Origin of the sequence: Nostoc sp. (genome assembly GCF_036917655.1) — a bacterium.
In the GTDB taxonomy this organism is placed as follows: domain Bacteria; phylum Cyanobacteriota; class Cyanobacteriia; order Cyanobacteriales; family Nostocaceae; genus Nostoc.
In genome coordinates this window covers 1-18916 of sequence record NZ_JBALCY010000059.1, presented here as the reverse complement: position 1 = coordinate 18916, position 18916 = coordinate 1, and the positions used below count along the sequence as shown (strand labels likewise).

The following is an 18916-nucleotide window of genomic DNA, read 5'->3' as shown; positions in this document are numbered from 1 at the left end:
ATGTCTTCTGAAGAGATTTTTGTCTTTCCAGTATCTTTTGCCCAACAACGGTTATGGTTCCTCGATCAGTTGATCCCTAACAATACTATTTATAATGTGCCAACAGTAATTCGCTTAACAGGTTCACTTAACTTAACAGCACTGGAGCAGACTTTTAACGAAATTGTGGATCGCCATGAAAGCTTACGCACTACATTTATAGTGTTAGATGGCCAACCTCTACAGGCGATCGCACCTAGCTTAACAATACCTATTTCTGTATTAGACCTCCAACTATTGCCAGATGGGAAAGGAGAGTTGGAAGCAAGGAGAATTATTACCGCAGAGATAGAACATCCCTTCAATTTATCCTCCGGGCCATTACTGCGAGTGAAGTTGCTTGTGCTTTCCAAGACAGAACATATTCTATTAATGAATATGCACCACATTATCTGCGACGATTGGTCTATTGGGGTGCTGATTCGAGAACTGGGAATGCTGTACACAGCTTTTGCACAGAACCAAACTCCGTTTTTATCAGAACTGCCTCTTCAATACGCTGACTTTGCCCACTGGCAACGTGAGTGGCTACAAGGAGAAGTGCTGCAAACGCAGTTAACTTATTGGCAGCAGCAATTAAATGGCATTTCTATGCTGCATTTGCCTACCGACAAACCAAGATCAGCTATACAAAGCTATCAAGGAGCAACACAATTTTTTGAGTTACCAAAAAAGCTAACTGATGCACTAGAAAAGCTTTCGCAGCAAGAAGGAGTCACCTTTTTTATGACACTGCTGGCAGCATTTAAAACTTTGCTCTTCCGTTACACTCATCAAGAAGATATTGCGGTAGGTTCGCCAATTGCTAACCGTAACCGCAGCGAAATTGAAGGTTTAATTGGTTTTTTTGTCAATAGTTTAGTCCTACGTAGCAACTTATCTGGAAACCCAACTTTTCGAGAACTGTTAGATAGAGTACGAGAAGTAACATTAGGAGCTTATAACCAGCAAGATTTGCCATTTGACAAGCTAGTTGAAGAACTGCATCCAGAGCGAAACTTGAGCCATCATCCGTTATTTCAAGTAGTATTTAGTTTCCAGAATTCGCCAATGTCGGCACTAGAATTGCCTGGATTAGTGCCTAGCTTTATAAATATTGACTTAAAAAAAACCCGCTTTGATTTAGAATTACATTTATGGAAGTGTTCTGACGACTTTAGGAGCTTATGGGGTGCAAACTGGGAATATTCTGAAGGAGTCCGTGGCGTAATAATTTATAACACAGATGTGTTTGAGGAAGCTACCATTAACCGGATGCTGGAACATTTTAAAACTCTGTTGTTAAGTATTGTTACAAATCCAGAACAACGCATTGCAAACTTACCACTATTAAGTGAAGTTGAGCGACATCAGGTATTAGTGGAATGGAATAATACTAAGGGAAATTATCCTAATGATAAGTGTATCCATCACTTGTTTGAAAAACAGGTACAGCATCAACCTGATTCTATAGCATTAGTATTTGGTGACGAGCAGCTGACTTATCAAGAGTTGAATAATCGCAGTAATAAACTAGCACAATACTTACAAAAGATCGGGGTAGATTCAGAAATTTTAGTAGGTATTTGCATTTCGCAGTCTATAGAAATGATAGTTGGGTTATTAGGTATTCTGAAAGCAGGAGGAGCATATCTTCCTTTAGATTCCAGCTATCCTCAAGAACGCCTAAAGTTTATGCTGGAAGATGCACAGGTTTCAGTATTGCTAACACAAGAAAATTTGCTCAAGTCTTTTGAATACTTCCTGAATCCAATCGTTTGCATAGATAAAGACTGGGGAATTATTACTCAAGGAAACAAAAATAACCTTGAAAATAGCATTACATCTAACAATTTAGCTTATGTTATTTATACTTCTGGTTCTACAGGAAAACCCAAGGGTGTGGCTATAAATCACAAAGCTGTAAATCGCCTAGTGTGTAATACAAATTATATCAAATTGTCCTCCTCAGATAAAATCGCCCAAGCCTCAAACACTTCTTTTGATGCAGCAACATTCGAGATTTGGGGAGCGCTACTTAACGGCGCTCAACTTGTGGGTGTTAGCAAAGATGTAATCCTCTCCCCTCACGAGTTTGCATTACAACTACGACAAAAAGACATTAGTATCTTGTTTTTGACAACAGCTTTACTTGAACAGATTTCTAGAGATGTTCCGCAAGCTTTTGCTTCATTGCGATATTTACTATTCGGTGGCGAGGCTATTAATATAAGATGGGTTAAAAAGATTCTCAAACATGGCGTGCCAAAGCATTTAATTCATGTCTATGGCCCTACAGAAAATACAACATTTTCATCTTACTACCATATCCAACAATTACCAGAATCCTCTACATTTATTCCCATTGGTTGCCCGATCAATAATACACAAATTTATATATTAGATACTTATTTACAACCTTTGCCCATTGGCGTTATGGGTGAATTATATATTGGTGGCGATGGTTTGGCACGAGAATATCTCAATCGCACGGAATTAACTGCTCAATGCTTTATTACAAATTCCTTTAATAATAACTCAAAAACACGTCTTTATAAAACAGGTGATTTAGCCCGCTATTTACCAGATGGCAATATTGAATTTTTAGGACGGATTGACAATCAAGTAAAGATTCGTGGCTTTCGCATTGAATTATCAGAGATTGAAGCGGTGTTGAGTGAACATCCAGTAGTGAAAGAAACAGTGGTTATCGCTGAAGAAGACATGCCTGATAATAAGTATTTGGTAGCTTATATTGTTCTTAGTGTAGTAGAAGTATCAAACTTGACATATAACCTATGCAAATTTTTGAAAGAAAAGTTACCAGAATACATGATACCAACAGCCTATGTAGTACTAGAATCAATACCACTAACACCTAATGGCAAAGTAGACCGTCATGCTTTACCTAGACCCAATATAGTAACTTTCGATAGATATGATTATGTAGCACCGCGATCGCAAGTTGAAGAGTTACTTGGAGAAATTTGGGCTAAAGTTTTGATAAAAGAGCAGATAGGCATTCATGACAGTTTCTTTGAATTGGGCGGTCATTCTCTATTAGCAACTCAGTTAATTTCCCGAATCCGAGATATCTTTCAAATAGATGTAACTGTACGCAATTTGTTTGAAGCACCAACTATTGAACAACTTGCTAAGTCCATTGATACAATGTGTTGGGCAGCAAAAGGTGGAGATAAAACTGAAACTCCCAGACAAGAGCGAGAAGACGTTGAATTTTAAGGAGAAACATCACCATTTATGTCATCCGGTATATATGCGCGAACCACAGTAGCGATTAATATCAGGTTCGGTGCTATAAGCAGCCATCGCAAAACCTGCTGACTGCTTCGGCAAACTGCTGGTTTTGTTCCATTAATGCCATGTGTCCACCTGGTTTTAGGGTGACTCTTTCAGAGTAAGGTAATTCTGCCTTCATGCGATCGCTCGCCACAGGTTTAGTCGCTATATCTGAATCCCCACACATTACCAGCACAGGAATATTAATAGTTGCAAGTGTTTCTGTTTCATCGAACCTGAACATTGCCAGTGTGCCACGAGCCAGGACAGCAGGCGAACCCAATGCTGACAGTAGACCTGCAAAATTGAGTTGACCCCGTGTTTCAGTACCCGTAAATCCAGACAGTTCTACGGTGATGTACAGCGAACCATTGAAATACGAAAGCCAAGTCATCAACCAAAAAATTGGCCCCAGTACGGTAGTCAGGTACAACACAGGTTCGAGTAGCGGTTTCTGCAATTTACGTACCAGATTGCTAAAGATGCAAGTTTTTACCGGATTGGTGTAAGTAGTATCCACAAGAATTAAGCCAGCCACCCGACTCCCTAATTGCTCTGGAAACAGACGACAGAAGGTTAAATTAATCATCCCACCCATGCTATGCCCCACTAAGATAACAGGTTTATCACCTGCTATAGCAACAACAGCTTCCAAGTCACGGGCATATTTCTCTATAGAGTGATCGTTGTTTTTCGGTTTAGAGGATTTTCCTAACCCTGGTAGATCCCAAACAATTACTCGGAAGCGATCGCTTAATTGTCGCTTGGCATAATACCATACAGTACTGTTTGGCCCCCAACCATGTGACAAAATAATTGGTTGACCATCTTCAGGTCCAAAAAACTCTACTTGTAACACGCTCCCATCTGGACGTGGCAAGCGCTGCACAGTTTCGCTACGCATAAACTTGGGTTCTTGGTTTCCAGGACGGCGCAGCAGTGGCAAACTGATAAAACGGCCGCCAAAAGTCCACAGAAGCATTACTAATCCAGCTACCAAGTAAGACGTTCCTACAAGTTCTCGTTCGTACCACTCATAAAGAATGTAGATTCCCCCGCCGAGTACCCCCACGGACAGCAGTTGAAACAGCCATACAAGTAAAAAATTATAAGGCATGAATATCATGAGCCTAAACCTTGCGATACCTTGTTAATTGCGTTGTCTTTTAGCTTCATACCATAGTTAGAATCATTCAGCTTTCACTCCCAAGAATGATTTATACAGTGTTGTAAGTATGATAAAAATGCTGAGTTAGTTGATAACTACTAAGTAACAACAGTTGTTAAGGGGTATAATTTTGAATACGGTTGAGTTTTTATCTTATCTTCGTAGCTTAGATATTCAAGTTTTTATTGATAGTGAAAAGTTTCGTTGTAACGCGCCAGAAGGAACTCTGACACCAGGACTACGTGCAGAAATTCAAGAGAGAAAAGCAGAAATTATTGAATTTTTAAAAGCAACTAATTATAATAAAAAATACAGCTTTAGACCTCTAGTACCTATTTCGCATTCTGGAAATCTTACCCTCTCCTTTGCTCAACAACGGCTGTGGTTTCTTAACCAATTAATACCTAATAATCCTTTCTATAACATTCCAGTAGCTTTACATTTAACAGGTTCACTAAATTTAATCGCGCTAGAGCAAACTTTTAACGAAATTGTGCGACGACACGAAGCTTTACGCACCAATTTTGTTATCCAGTCAGGGCAACCTGTTCAGGTAATTAATGCTACGCTAACAATCCCGTTACCAATAATAGATTTACGGCAACTGCCACAAACTGAACGAGAAATAAAAGCACGACAATTCATTAACCAAGAAGCTCAACATCCTTTTAATTTATCAACTGATTCATTGTTGCAAGTAAAACTGCTGCGGTTGAATGAGATAGAATATATCCTGCTGCTGAATATGCACCACATTATCTCCGATGGTTGGTCTATTGGAGTGCTAATTCAAGAGATAGCAAGACTCTACATAGCTTTTGCTAGCAATCAGCCTTCTCCTCTACCGGAACTTACAATCCAATATGCAGACTTTGCATACTGGCAACGCCAATGGTTGCAAGGAGAAGTATTACAAAAACAACTCGGCTACTGGCAGAAGCAATTAGACGGAATTTCTATTTTAAATCTGCCAACAGACAGACCAAGACTATCTGTTCAAACTTACCAGGGTGCAAGGCAAACTATACAATTATCAAAAAGTTTGAGCAAAGCACTTTTAGCTCTCGGACAGCAAGAAGGGGTAACTTTGTTTATAACCCTCTTAGCAGCATTTAAAGTTTTACTTTATCGCTACACACAACAAGAAGATATTGCTATTGGTTCACCTGTTGCCAATCGCAACCGTACTGAAATTGAGGGATTAATTGGTTTTTTTGTCAATAGCTTAGTCCTACGTACCGACTTAACTGGAAACCCAACTTTTCGAGAATTATTGAATCGAGTCAAAGACATAGCTTTTGGAGCTTATGCTCATCAAGATTTGCCTTTTGAAAAGCTTGTAGAAGAACTACATCCAGAGCGAAATTTAAATCAAAATCCGCTATTTCAAGTGGTATTTGCATTACAAAATGCGCCTATGTCAGCATTAGAGTTAACTGGTTTAACTTTAAGTCCGCTACCATTTGATACGGAAACAACACGCTTTGATTTAGAGTTTCACCTCTGGGAGCCAAATACTCAAAATAGTTTATGGGTAGATAACTCAGAAGGAATTAGTGGTTTTGTAATTTACAGCACTGATTTATTTAATGACGCTACTATAACTAGGATGCTAGGACATTTGCAAATATTACTTGAAGGTATAGTTGCAAATCCAGAAGAACGAGTTGCACAATTACCCCTTTTAAGTGAATCTGAGCTACATAATTTATTAATTGAATGGAATAATACTCAGTTAGATTATCCTCAAGATAAGTGTATCCATCAGTTATTTGAGAGGATTGCAGAACAGAATCCTGATGCAACTGCACTAGTATTTGGTAATGAGCAATTCAGCTATAAAGAGTTAAATATACGTAGTAACCAACTTGCACATTATCTAAAAAAATTAGGAGTTAAAGCCGAGGTTTTAGTAGGGCTTTGTGTAGAACGCTCTTTTGATATGGTAATGGGGATGTTGAGCATCCTAAAAGCAGGTGGAGCTTATGTACCTCTAGATCCAAGCTATCCATCTGAACGTTTAAACTTTATGCTGAAAGATGCTCAAGTCTCCGTTTTATTAACTCACGAGCAATGGCTTGAACGTTTAGAAAACAATAATTCAAAAATAATCTGTTTAGATAAAGATTGTAAAATTATTGCTCAAGAAATTAAAGATAATCTTTGTAGCCAAGTTACAGCAGACAACCTTGCTTATGTCATTTATACTTCTGGCTCAACAGGAAAGCCAAAAGGCGTACAAATTGAACATAGAGGATTGCTAAATCTAGTTTTTTGGCATCACAAAGCATTTACAGTTTCACATATTGACCGAGTAACGCAGATAGCTGGGATTGCATTTGATGCTTGCAGTTGGGAAATTTGGCCTTACCTAAGTGTTGGAGCCAGTATCTATATCGTAAATGATGAAATCAGGCGATCGCCTGAATATCTCCGAGATTGGCTAATTTCAAAAAAAATAACAATTTCCTTTTTACCAACACCTATAGCAGAGAAGTTTCTATTATTAGATTTTGCTCAAGACGCAGCTTTACGCATATTACTTATAGGTGGAGAAAAACTAAATCAATATCCTTCAAATGACCATTTTTTCCAGGTAATTAATAATTATGGACCAACTGAAAATACAGTTGTGACAACTTCTGGTCATATTTATCTTCAGAATAACGAGAATGTAGCACCTACAATTGGTCATCCCATTGCCAATACCCAGGTTTACATCCTAGATAAACATTTACAACCTGTACCCATTGGCGTTTCAGGAGATTTATATATAAGTGGTGATGGATTGGCACGAGGTTATTTAAATCGTCCTGATTTAACTGCTCAATGCTTCATTTCTCATTCTTTTACTAATAAGTTAAAAGCACGACTCTATAAAACAAGTGATTTAGTTCGCTATCGAGTAGATGGCAACATTGAATTTTTAGGCCGCCTCGATGAGCAGGTAAAAATCCGTGGCTATCGCATTGAGTTGGGCGAAATTGAAGCAGTACTGAGTCAGCATCCAGCAGTACAGCAAACTGTAGTAATAAGTCGTGAGGATAAAGAAAAGGAAAAGCAGCTAGTAGCTTATGTAGTAGCGAAAGCTGAATATAAGAGTGAGCAGGAGAATATACAATTAATGCAATTGCAGAATGAGCAGGTTTTGCAATGGCAGATGCTCTATAACGAAACTTATAATCAACCTGCTGCTGATTCCGATCCAACATCCAATTTTATCGGCTGGAACAGTAGTTACACAAATCAGCCTATTCCGGCAGAGCAGATGCGTGAGTGGGTGAATAATCAAGTAGCGCAAATTTTGGCTTTGCAACCTAAGCGAGTGTTAGAAATTGGTTGTGGAACAGGTTTAATTCTATTCAAGATTGCACCTCACTGCACTAAATATTGTGCAACAGACTTTTCCCTAGTTTCACTTAACTACATTCAGCAGCAGTTAGAAAAGCAACAAATGCCGCAAGTAACGCTGCATCAGCAAATGGCTAGTGACTTTGATAAAGTAGAAACAGCAGCTTTTGATATAGTAATTCTGAACTCAGTTGTACAATACTTTCCTAGGATTGATTATCTGATTAGTGTATTGGAAGGTGCTGTGAGGGCAACTGCTCCAGGTGGCTTTATCTTCATAGGAGATGTGCGTAGTCTGGCACTATTGCAAGCTTTCCATGCGTCAGTGCAACTGGAGCAAGCTGAAGCTTCCCTTACTCGCTCTGAGTTACAGCAACGGGTTCAAATGCAAATTTTTCAAGAAGCAGAGTTGGTGATTGACCCAGCTTTTTTTAGTGCAATAAAGCAATACTTTCCCCAGATTAGCCATGTACAAATTCAACTGCTGCGGGGACGCGATCGCAATGAGTTAACTCAATTTCGGTACAATGTGATTCTTCAGATCGGTGATGAAATTATTAATAATACTGAATTTACTTCAGTATTGAACTGGTCTGAAGATAATTTAACAGTCTCAGCAGTGTCTGAGTTATTAATTAAGAATAAACCAGAAATTTTATGTATTAAAAATGTACCTAATGCGCGGGTGATGGCAGCAGTTAAAACAGCAGAATGGCTATCAAATATAGAAGGTTTTAAAACTGTAGGTCAAATGCGTAAGGCTTTGCAAGAACTCGAAAATTTAGGAGTAGAGCCAGAAGATTTATATACATTGGATGTACCTTACGGAGTTGAGATTACCTGGTCACATTCAAATATTCAGGGACGGTATGATGTGGTTTTTGTACGGCAAGATGAAATAGGTAAGAGAACTATTTTTCCACACAGCACGACTTACTTTCGTCCCTGGCAATCTTACGCTAATAATCCCTTACAAGCCAAGGGTGCGCGTAAATTAGTCCCGCAGTTGCAGGCTTTCGTAGCACAAAAACTGCCTGAGTACATGATGCCATCAGCTTTTGTAGTATTGGAATCTTTACCTCTAACAGCTAATGGTAAAGTCAATCGCCGCGCCTTAAGAGCATTCTATGATGCAACTAAACCCAAATTTACTGAAAATTACATCGCACCTCGCACTCCTGTTGAACAAGTGTTGGTAAAAATTTTTGCTGAGGTTTTAGGACTTAAGCACGTGGGAATTTATGACAATTTCTTTGAACTAGGCGGTCATTCATTACTGGCAACTCAGCTTGTCTCTAGAGTGCGTGATACCTTGCATGTGGAGTTGCCTTTGCGTAGCGTATTTGAAGCACCGACAATTGCACAAATCTCTAAGATAGTGGAAAGCTTTAAACAAAGCAATCCTCAAAGTCAAGCCCCACTTTTAGTACCACTCTCACGTGAAAGTCGGCGGATTAAGTTATCTTCCTTAAATGAAAAGAGCAAGGAGCATTAATAGTATTTGAAAAAAATTTACAGATACGTTTACAACGAATTGCTTTAAGTTTGTGTTGCAATCGCATTTTAAAAAATTTTTGGGGCATTGGTTATAGCCCACATTCCGCACTTCATAATCTAGTATAGATCTGCTACATAAATCCGCTCCGATACGTATAAATCAAAATACTCATAAGCTTTAAGTAAGTCAGCATTAATAATGAACCTATATTGCGAAGTATAAGGTGGGTAAAAGCTTATAAATGCTTGATTTTTACGTTATTTCACAAAACTAAATATACATTGTTTTATGATGCCGACTTAGGCGTGATACCAGAAGTGAGACAATGAAAAAAACTCAACCATTTTTTATTTCTAATAACAACGAAGGGGCTTGACTCACTAAACCACAAACTTTTGAAAACCAACGTAAAAACAGGGTTTTAGGCATCGTGAATCAGGAGTATTCACCATTGGTTTTAGAGCGATAAGCCTGACGGCATGGCTAGTGCTTACCGCTTGAAGGTAACTAGAGGTACCTCGCGCGTTTTTTGAGGCAGGTAAAGCGCTGATGGAGTTGCGCGATGGGCTGCGCCCCGCCGTAGGCGATCGCAGTGTATTCGGGCGCGTTATCGGAGTCGGTGGAGAAGTTTTTGGAGTCTTTGGGGAAGCTGAACCGCCCTTATTTGACTATTTTGGAAGATAAATTGTTGAGTATTTTGGAGTCTGAAATACTTAGCTAATGCAACAAATGAAAAAGTACAAAACATCAAGGCTAGGTACGTAGAAGTGATTTTAGCAATCGCAACAACCTGTTTAATATTAGAGATATGCCCCCATCGCTGTACACTTTCTTAAGCTTATTAGTCACAAGAGAAAGTATTTCCATCCCTGTTGAATTAACATTAAGTTCAACGGTGTTTTGTGAAGGATTATCCCACAGCCAAGACGCACCATTTTGATTTAATAAATGATAAATTTCTGTTCCATAATCCTGATATAATTGAGGATGTAAAGCAGTAATTAACTCATAAAGATAGAGCAGTTGTTCGCGGTTGCTCTTTTGCAAACGAGAATCAGAACGAATGCGATAAAAATAGTGCAGTTCGGGAATTATAACTCCTAACCAACCTTTTTCACACATATTAATCCAACATTCATAATCTTCTAAATTTTCTGCCAACAGAGATTTCATGCCGCCAGTAGCAAGGTAAGCAGCCTTTCGTACTACAGTACAAACGCCAAGGGTATTGTGAGCAAGTAGATAAGGAAATTCCGTATTCCAAGCCACCCAAACTTTTTCTGAATCACCAAACTCTTTAATCCAAGAACCAACAAAACCTACATTTGTGTACTGCTCTAATACCTTTACTGCTTGTGCATAAAAAGTTAGAGATACTTGATCGTCGGCATCGAGAAAAGCGATATATTCACCACAGGCTATCTCTGCCATTTTATTTCTCGCTGCGGCTACACCCAGGTTTTCAGAATGAATAATTTTCAGGTTACTATATGTTTGCTCGATAACTGATAGAGTTTCCAGGCTCTTCTTATCCGTACTACCATCGTTGAAAATAATCACTTCTAAATCAGGATAGGTTGAAGCAAATACAGAGTTGAGCGCTTCACTTATGTAGTGGCCACAATTGTAGAATGGAATGCAAACAGATACTCTAGCTTTGATGCTTATATCTGTATCTCCAAATAAAGATGGTAGATAAGCAACCTTACCGTGAGGTGGATAGTTTAAAGAAGGAAAAATATTTCTCTCTTGATGCCGTCCAATAACTTTTTGCAAATGTGCTATCCGTTTTGACAAGACATTTTTCGGTGCAGAAATTATCAAAATTAAAGTCCGAGCTTTTTCTCCTAACTCTAAAATTTCAGTTGTTGAATAACTGAGAATTTGGTTTAATTTATCATCGAAATCATTACTGTTCTGCCAATCAAAAATTAAACCTCCTTGCATTTCTGCTGTTTGTAGCATTTCTACATGGCCAACAGCAGATGAAGCTAAAATTGCTTTACCTAAGAGCATAGACTCTAGGCAGGCATTAGGAAAATTTTCCCACAGAGAAGGAATGACTACACACCATGCTTTCTTGACTCGCTCGTACAATTGAGCCTGGGGTAGAGGTGCAGAAATTATTAATTTACCTGAATTAATATATTGACGATATTTTTCTGTTAAATAAGCTTTCAGATAACAGCCTTGGAGATGATACCAAGTATCGCCACCAATAGCTGTAAGTTGAAAATTTATGCCTGCATCCCATAAGCGACTGCAAGCTTCTAACAAGGGGATAATACCTTTTCTGACTTCTAACCTGCCGAAGTAAACTATATCTCCAGGTATGGGTGAGGATAATGATAATTGCTCTTGATGTAAAAGTTTTTGCGGTGCTGGTAAAGAGATAATTTCAATGTCGAGGTCAGGATTTAAAGTCTTTTTTACCTGTTGAGCAATATACTGAGTAGGAGCGAAAATTCCATCAGCAGCGAGGATGCAAAACTTTTCCATCCTTCCTACCCAGTAATCACAAAGGTGATAACTAGGCATTTTGTCAGCAGGATAAAGCAGATATTGAGGACTATGCAGGTTGACAACTATCGGTACTCCTTTTAGTTCTAGACAGCCTAATAACTTTTTTTGCAGTAAAAAATAAGCAATTCCGCTATAGTCTTCGCTCTCAATAACATCTGGTTGGCCATGAGTACGAATATAATTAATGACTTCTTCTGTTAATTGATAGCTGACAGCGCCCCAATAACCCATGACATTATAAGGAAATGCCGGATGGTTTTCAGAACGGGGATGAGCTTTTGTGAAATTTAATAAATAAGTATCTTTAGGAACTATTTCAATAATTTTCAGCTTGTTTCTTTCTTCAATTCCTGTTTGAGGACTGCGGGCAAAAACAGTAATGTCATGTCCAGCATCAGCAAACATCGCTGCCGTATTGCCAATATAGGTTGCAATACCACCAGGAACTGGAGGACATTCACTAGCAATCAAAAATATTTTCATATTGTCAAAGACCTAGATTTCCTCTTCTTGAGTCAAATGTAGCGATCGCTTGAGCTTGAACCACTGTTTCCTTAACTTCCAGAACTTGGATGATTCCATAGCTCGTTTTTTCCAATTTAATTCTTGTGTTTCTTGTTCAAGTTGATGTGTTCGTCTCTCTAAATGACACTTTTCTTGCCAGAGATGGCTTAAAGCTTGCTCTTGGCGCAGATATTCTAGAGCAAGAAGTAGCATTTCTTCAGCTAAAGCAAGATTGATCAGTGGTTTGGGTTTAGTTTGGCATGAAGCGATCGCTTCAGTAAATAGGGTATCCATGCGTTCAACCATCTTGTCTAAGGAAAACATTTCAACGACTCGTTGCCGTGCATAGTAGCCGATTTTACAGCGCAGTTGGCTATCTTGAATTAAAGGAATTAATACTTTCAAGTATTCCTCGACTTCGCTTTTTTCCTCTTCTGTTTTAGGAACTAAAAAACCAGTTCCAGGGATGACTAATTCTGCTTGTCCGCCAACATCTGAAGCAACCACTGGCAATTCCATTGACATGGCTTCGTAAATCACCAGAGAAATCCCTTCATAAGCTGATGGTAGTAACAAGATATCGGCAGCAGAATAGATGCCAAGCATTTCTTCAGGGTTAATAGCTGGTAATATATGAAAGTGTGAATCTAGACCAAAGTCACTAATTTTACTTTGTATTTCGGGCAATAAATGACCATTGCCAACAATAATTGTCGAGATATTGAGAGAGCGATTAACTAGTTCTTGAACAATCTCAATTAACAGTAGAGGACGTTTTTGTTCGACTAAACGGGCTGAAAATAAGATGACAACTGAATCATCAGGAATCCGCAGGTGTGTTCGTACTTGCCGACGCTTCTTTTTATCCTGCACCCAATTACTCGTATCAACGTTAGTATAAATAACTTGCAATTTTTCAGTAGTTTGCGGATTCAGACATCGATAATATTCCGCAAGGTGACGAGAGGATACAATTTGCAAGTCAAAAAGTTGGCTGAATTGGCAAGAAATCCGGGGATATCCACAGCCACGCCAACCAGGATCTACAGTATGAGTAAAGTCAACAAAAGCGACATCAGGAAATTCGCTACGCAGTAAGGGTAAAAAGTAGTAAGCAATATAAGAATTTGAGATAAAAACGATATTAATTTGACGTGATTTAATAATGTACTTAGTAAAGCCTAACCAATCATTGTCTTGTAAAAAATTAGAGAGATTAAATATATCTGCTGTCACCTTATAAAAATGTTTATGCCAAGGATGTTCGGATTTTGAAGTTGTAATAATAGTCAGTTCGTAACCACGAGCAGCTAATATAGTCACTAAATTTATATTAAATTTGTCAGCACCGCCAACTTCTAAGTGAGGAAAAAAGCAAAGTACGTGCTTAGTGGAATAATCGCGTTCCAGAAGATTAACAACATCTATGTTTTTGGCAGATAAATGAGCCACAAAGTCGCTTTTTTTAATAGTAATATCAGGAAGATGATTTTTATTAAAAAAATCCTTGTATCGAGAGCTAATTAAATCTGTAACTCGTTTTTCTTCTGTAATATTTTCTCTATAAATTGCTAACAAACCAGAATCAATGCGACGGTAACAATCTAAATATTCAGGTATTGTCCAACCTTTTTGACCATTGACTATGGCTTTGAGCCACCTTTCCCAATCTTCGTAAAATCTGAGGTTTTCATCAAATCCTCCTAGACAATCAAAGTCTGACTTTCGATAAAGTAATCTACCTGTAACCCAATTTTCGTGAATGAATTGTGATGGTTTATTAAAACCATGAGTCCACCAATATTCTTCAGCTTGAAAGCCAACTGAATAAGAGTTGACGAAAGAGAATTCTGGATGAGTTTCTAGAAAAAGAACGCACTTTTCAATACAAGTAGGATCTAGCAAATCGTCTAAATCCATGAAGAAGAGGTATTTACCTGTGGCTGTACCGTGAGCGATCGCAGTATTTCTCCCAGCCGCTAGTCCCCTGTTGGTTTGATGGTAAAGCGTTTTGATTTTTGCAGACTTAGCTGGTAAAGAATCAAATAGAGCGATCGCTTCTGGTTGTGTTGAGCAATCGTCAACAATTATCCACTCGAAATTTTGCCAAGTTTGATTAATTACAGATTCATAAGTAGCTGCAAAATACCTATGGGCATTAAAAAATGAAGAAATAATTGAGACAATTGGTGGATGAGAAACTACTGAAGCAGAAAATTTTTGTTTTCTCGTTTCCAGCAAATTGATAAATTCGCTGACACTGGAGAAAGGTGTAACTGTAGACATAAAATATATAAGCTGATAGAATCCAGCTTAATTAATGATTACTGCTTGATATTTGATACTACACTACTACTGCGATCGCTAGTAATTTTAACATTTCTATACAATTCACGATGTATGATAAAGCACAGTCTATTCCAAAATCTTTATCAATATCGGCGCTATATCTTTTATAACGCTTGGTACGAATTGCGTTATCGGTATGCTGGTACTGGTATAGGTATTTTGTGGAATATTATTCATCCCCTGTGCGAAATTCTCATTTACACAGTGGTATTTTCTTTACTGATTTCTCACGGTGTACGGGGTAGTTCCTATGCTTTATATCTCATGACTGGACTTTTACCTTGGCGGACATTTGCAGAAACAATTTTTCAAGGTAGCAATGCTTTTATCCAAAATTCTATTTATCTGAGGCGTTTAACAATTCCTTCTGAGGTTTTTGTCGCAAAAGCCAGTTTAACTTCTTTGTTTTTGCTCTTGATTTACTTAGCTTTAATTTTCCCCATTGGTGTTTTATTAGGCGGACATTTAGGTTTAGGAATCTTATTGTTACCCATATTGGGAGTACTTTTACAAGGATTGGGTTTTGGGATGGGGTTAATTTTGGCTAATTTGCAAATTCTCTTTCCCGATGTCAAGCAGATTTTACAATTTATAATTCCCTTGTGGAGTTGGATGATGCCTATTTTTTACCCACAAACTATTATTCCCAAAAATGTTTTACCTTGGCTTTATCTCAGTCCGCCTTATGCATTTATTGAGTCAGTTCGTTATATTATTTTAGAAAACAAAATGCCAGAAATTCATGTTTGGCTGATTATGCTATCGTGGGCTGGTTTATTTATTTGGTTAAGTAATGTTGTCAATCAAAAACTTCAAGATGAAATTAGAGATGTGATATGAATAATGAGATTATATTACAAGTCAGCAATCTAAGTAAATGTTTTAAAATTTATTCTAATCCTTGGCATCGTGCTAAAGAATGGTTAAGTCTAAAAAAAGAAACTTATCATCAGTCGTTTTGGTCTCTTAAAGATGTGTCTTTTCAAGTGCGAAAAGGCGAATTTATGGGAATTATCGGGGAAAATGGAGCAGGTAAAAGTACCTTATTAAAGATTATTACTGGGGTATTGAAACCCACATCAGGAAGCTATCAATTAAACGGGAAAGTTCTCTCACTCCTAGAATTGGGCACTGATTTTAATTTGGAACTCAGTGGGCGAGGAAATGCAATTTATAGTGCTGAGTTGTTAGGTTTTCCTCAAGGGTATGTACAAAAACGCCTGGAAGATATTGCGGAATTTTCTGAACTGGGAGAGTTTTTTGACCGTCCGATGAAGTTGTATTCATCTGGAATGAAGGCGCGGTTAGCTTTTTCTCTATTTATTTTTTTGGAATGTGATGTCCTAATTTTAGATGAAGTTTTAGCAGTTGGTGATATTTTCTTTCAACAGAAATGCTATGCCCGTCTTGAGGAACTGATAGCCAAACAAATTACGATTATTTTAGTGACTCATCAATTAGCTGCGGTACAGCAATATTGTAAAGAGGTGATTTTGCTGCATCATGGAGAAAAAATATTTCAAGGCGAACCAATGAAAGGTGTTATTAAGTTTTATCAACTCAAAGGTGGGTTGGTAAATAATGTTTCTCCGGCTATTGTTCAAAAAAAGGTGGATGTGCCGCTTCTAGAAACACCAGATGATTTTTTTTGGCCTGGTGATGAAGTTTTCATTCCTATTTCTTTTCCGAAGACGAACTATGCACAGATAACCCGTTATGGTATTTGTAATGCTAAGGGTGAAGCTACAGCCAATTTTTTGCAAGGCGAACAAGCTTATTTTTGTTGCGAGTTTCAAATAAAGCAAAGTCTTGATGTCCCAATTGTTGCTCTCATGATTACTAATAAGTTTAATGTGATAATTCATAGTAAGTCTTCCTGTCTACAAAAAGTTAGTGTTCCTAAGCAAGTTAGTCAAGGCGATCGCGTGCGTTTTTGTCGTAGTATTAACCTTAGTATCGCTCCGGGTGAATACGTTCTCGGTTTTGCTTTGGTAACAATGCAGGCTGATGATTATGCTTGCATCGATGAACTTCCCCAAGCGGAATTTAACAGCCATATTCAGATTTGTGATGTTTATGAAAAGGTAGGTGTTTTTTACGTTGCACCCCATTACACCTTCAATCATCACTCTCATTTTGGATTATGTAATTTGCCGGGAAATGGGCAAATTAAAGTTATTACAAGCTCAAAGTAGTAATAATCAGCGATAACAATAATGAAAACGCCCAAGCAGGAATTATGGAATATCAGTTAAAAAAGTTAGTAACTCATTATCGAAAAGCTCTACAGATAAAGCCTGACGACCTAACTTTTTATGAAAAAATAGCTGAACTTTATTATGAACAAGGAGAATTAGATAAAACCCTCGAAGTCTGCCAAGAAGCTTTGCAAATTCAGCCAGATATAGCATCAGTACCTAAAGTTTTAAAGACGATGCTACAAACTCTAGGTTTTGAAGGAGAAGAAATTACTGCTTTTCAAAATCTTCTCCAAAGTAAATTAGCATATGAAAGCTTTCATATGCTGCTGTCACGTTCTGAGACAGTGAAAACTGCTGCTGATGCTAAGACATGGAAGGATGCTATTGTCTTAGGATATGATTTCAAAGAAAAAAATCAATGGAATGAAGCAATTGCTGCTTATATGAAAGCAATTGAAATTGAACCATCCTTATCTTTATCTTACTTTGCATTAAATTATATAATTTGCTACTGTACCTTACTTGAGCAAAATGAATTAGCGAGAATCATTGCCTCCTATTATCAAATCATTGAAGGACGTTTAACTCCATCCTATGCTGATGTGGCGTTAGGAGACATCCTTACTAAACAAGGTAAAATAACAGAAGCTATTACTGCGTATAAAACTGGCATTGATAAAACAATTTATGCCAATAACAAATATCCAAACAAGTATATAGATTCTCCTAAAATTTACAATGTAAGCTTCTTAATTATTGGCATGGGTAAAGCTGGCACTTCTTCGCTTTATCATTATCTGTGTCAACACCCTAAAATTCTCCCAGCTACCGACAAAGAATTACATTTTTTTACTAAAAATTTTGACCTCGGACTGGATTGGTATCTAGCTCATTTTCCTCCCCTTCCTGTAGCAGGAGGCTTTTTAACCGGAGAAGCAACTCCTTGGTATCTCGGTAGCTATGAAGTTGAAAAAAAAGTATTTCAGCTATTTTCCCAAATTAAGCTAATTGCTATACTACGTAACCCAGTAGATAGAGCTATTTCTCATTACTATATGAATCTGAAACTGATGAAAGAACATCGTTCTTTAGAAGTAGCAATGACATCTGAACTGGAAATCCTAAAAGATATAATAGACTCTACCCAAGTTAATGATAAATACTGGCAAACAGAAAAAGGATATCTCTGGTTTGGTTTATACTTCTATTTTTTAGAAAAGTGGATGACTCTTTTTCCGAGAGAACAGTTTTTGATTTTGCGAAGTGAAGACCTTGATAATCAAACCGATAAAACTATGAAACAGGTTTATGAGTTTTTAGGAATATCTAATTACTCGCTTTCAGGATATCCCAAGGTTAATTCTGGTTCTTATTCAAGAACTAGCAACGAATTGCGCCAAAAGCTATCTAATTTTTTTCAACCGCACAATCGAAAGCTGGAAGATTATTTAGGTATGAAATTTGATTGGGAATAATTATATTACAGCACCCTCTTTGATTTGTGAATATTGCAAAGCTAAAGATTCCCCACTTCTCTAAGAAATCGAGGATGGGAGCATCTCAGCTTTGCAAATATACCAGATGAGAAACAAGATTATTAGACCTCTTGCATAAATCAAAAATAAGAACCCCACCCCGCCAAAGCTACGCTTTGTCTCCCCTCCCCGCAAGCGAGGAGGGGTTAGGCGTGCGATGTTAGGCACTTTTGCAAGAGGTCTATTGCTCCCTCTCCTTACGAAGGAGAGGGTTGGAGTGAGGTTTTACAAGGCTTTTTACGAAAGTGAGATGCTCCCGTCAGGGATCTTATTGTTCACGAATGATTTAGGATTGCTATAGATATCTATACTTTTTCAATCCGGTGAGGTACACGTATGCAAATAGACCTAACCCCCTAACCCCCTTCCCTTGTAGGCTATCCATTACCCGGATCTTTCTTAACAAACAGATAAAATACTTAAAATTAAAGCGAAACGGTTGATAGGTATAGTTTTGAGGGGAAGTAGA

9 protein-coding genes are annotated in these 18916 nt (G+C 37.9%); 6 read left to right on the top strand and 3 right to left on the bottom strand.

Annotation, left to right across the window (positions count from 1 at the left end; genetic code table 11):
• Complete coding sequence (locus V7K30_RS20010; RefSeq protein WP_335002202.1) at positions 1-3261, top strand: non-ribosomal peptide synthetase; 3261 nt, start codon at positions 1-3, stop codon at positions 3259-3261.
• A gap of 73 nt (positions 3262-3334) precedes the next feature.
• On the opposite strand, the gene V7K30_RS20005 is transcribed toward V7K30_RS20010, so the two are convergent.
• The gene (locus tag V7K30_RS20005; RefSeq protein WP_335002200.1) at positions 3335-4435 is read right to left on the bottom strand and encodes an alpha/beta fold hydrolase; all 1101 of its coding nucleotides are present in this window, start codon (positions 4433-4435) and stop codon (positions 3335-3337) included.
• A 181-nt stretch (positions 4436-4616) separates the two neighbouring features.
• Here V7K30_RS20005 and V7K30_RS20000 point away from each other — a divergent pair, with 181 nt between their 5' ends.
• Both V7K30_RS20000 and V7K30_RS19995 read left to right on the top strand, forming a co-directional pair.
• Entirely contained in the window at positions 4617-9332 is a 4716-nt protein-coding gene (locus tag V7K30_RS20000) for an amino acid adenylation domain-containing protein (RefSeq protein WP_335002198.1), read from the top strand.
• A gap of 552 nt (positions 9333-9884) precedes the next feature.
• On the top strand, positions 9885-10019 hold the full coding sequence (locus V7K30_RS19995) for a hypothetical protein (RefSeq protein ID WP_335002197.1): 135 nt from the start codon (positions 9885-9887) through the stop codon (positions 10017-10019).
• 69 nt (positions 10020-10088) lie between these two features.
• Here the strand turns inward: V7K30_RS19995 and V7K30_RS19990 are convergent, their stop codons facing one another.
• Both V7K30_RS19990 and V7K30_RS19985 read right to left on the bottom strand, forming a co-directional pair.
• Positions 10089-12341 (bottom strand): glycosyltransferase, encoded by a 2253-nt coding sequence (locus tag V7K30_RS19990; protein ID WP_335002195.1) that lies wholly within the window; start codon positions 12339-12341, stop codon positions 10089-10091.
• 12 nt (positions 12342-12353) lie between these two features.
• Positions 12354-14648 carry a glycosyltransferase gene (locus tag V7K30_RS19985; RefSeq protein WP_335002193.1) on the bottom strand — a complete coding sequence of 765 codons (2295 nt, stop codon included), beginning with the start codon at positions 14646-14648 and terminating at the stop codon, positions 12354-12356.
• Positions 14649-14762: 114 nt separating this feature from the next.
• Between V7K30_RS19985 and V7K30_RS19980 the strand changes: the two genes are divergently transcribed.
• Genes V7K30_RS19980 through V7K30_RS19970 form a run of 3 tightly spaced genes read left to right on the top strand, consistent with a single transcriptional unit; the run spans position 14763 to position 18387 of the window.
• A complete protein-coding gene (locus tag V7K30_RS19980; protein ID WP_335002191.1) occupies positions 14763-15551 on the top strand; it encodes an ABC transporter permease in 789 nt (262 codons plus the stop codon).
• Entirely contained in the window at positions 15548-16906 is a 1359-nt protein-coding gene (locus V7K30_RS19975; protein WP_335002189.1) for an ABC transporter ATP-binding protein, read from the top strand. Before V7K30_RS19980 ends, V7K30_RS19975 begins: the two co-directional genes overlap by 4 nt.
• A 44-nt stretch (positions 16907-16950) precedes the next feature.
• Positions 16951-18387 (top strand): sulfotransferase domain-containing protein, encoded by a 1437-nt coding sequence (locus V7K30_RS19970; RefSeq protein ID WP_335002187.1) that lies wholly within the window; start codon positions 16951-16953, stop codon positions 18385-18387.
• Positions 18388-18916 lie beyond the last annotated feature (529 nt).

Bases quoted from the DNA above. Each gene is read 5' to 3' on its own strand.
- V7K30_RS20010 (WP_335002202.1), top strand. From the start codon at position 1: ATGTCTTCTGAAGAGATTTTTGTCTTTCCAGTATCTTTTGCCCAACAA.
- V7K30_RS20005 (WP_335002200.1), bottom strand. From the start codon at position 4,435: ATGCCTTATAATTTTTTACTTGTATGGCTGTTTCAACTGCTGTCCGTG.
- V7K30_RS19995 (WP_335002197.1), top strand. From the start codon at position 9,885: ATGGAGTTGCGCGATGGGCTGCGCCCCGCCGTAGGCGATCGCAGTGTA.
- V7K30_RS19990 (WP_335002195.1), bottom strand. From the start codon at position 12,341: ATGAAAATATTTTTGATTGCTAGTGAATGTCCTCCAGTTCCTGGTGGT.
- V7K30_RS19985 (WP_335002193.1), bottom strand. From the start codon at position 14,648: ATGTCTACAGTTACACCTTTCTCCAGTGTCAGCGAATTTATCAATTTG.
- V7K30_RS19980 (WP_335002191.1), top strand. From the start codon at position 14,763: ATGATAAAGCACAGTCTATTCCAAAATCTTTATCAATATCGGCGCTAT.
- V7K30_RS19975 (WP_335002189.1), top strand. From the start codon at position 15,548: ATGAATAATGAGATTATATTACAAGTCAGCAATCTAAGTAAATGTTTT.
- V7K30_RS19970 (WP_335002187.1), top strand. From the start codon at position 16,951: ATGGAATATCAGTTAAAAAAGTTAGTAACTCATTATCGAAAAGCTCTA.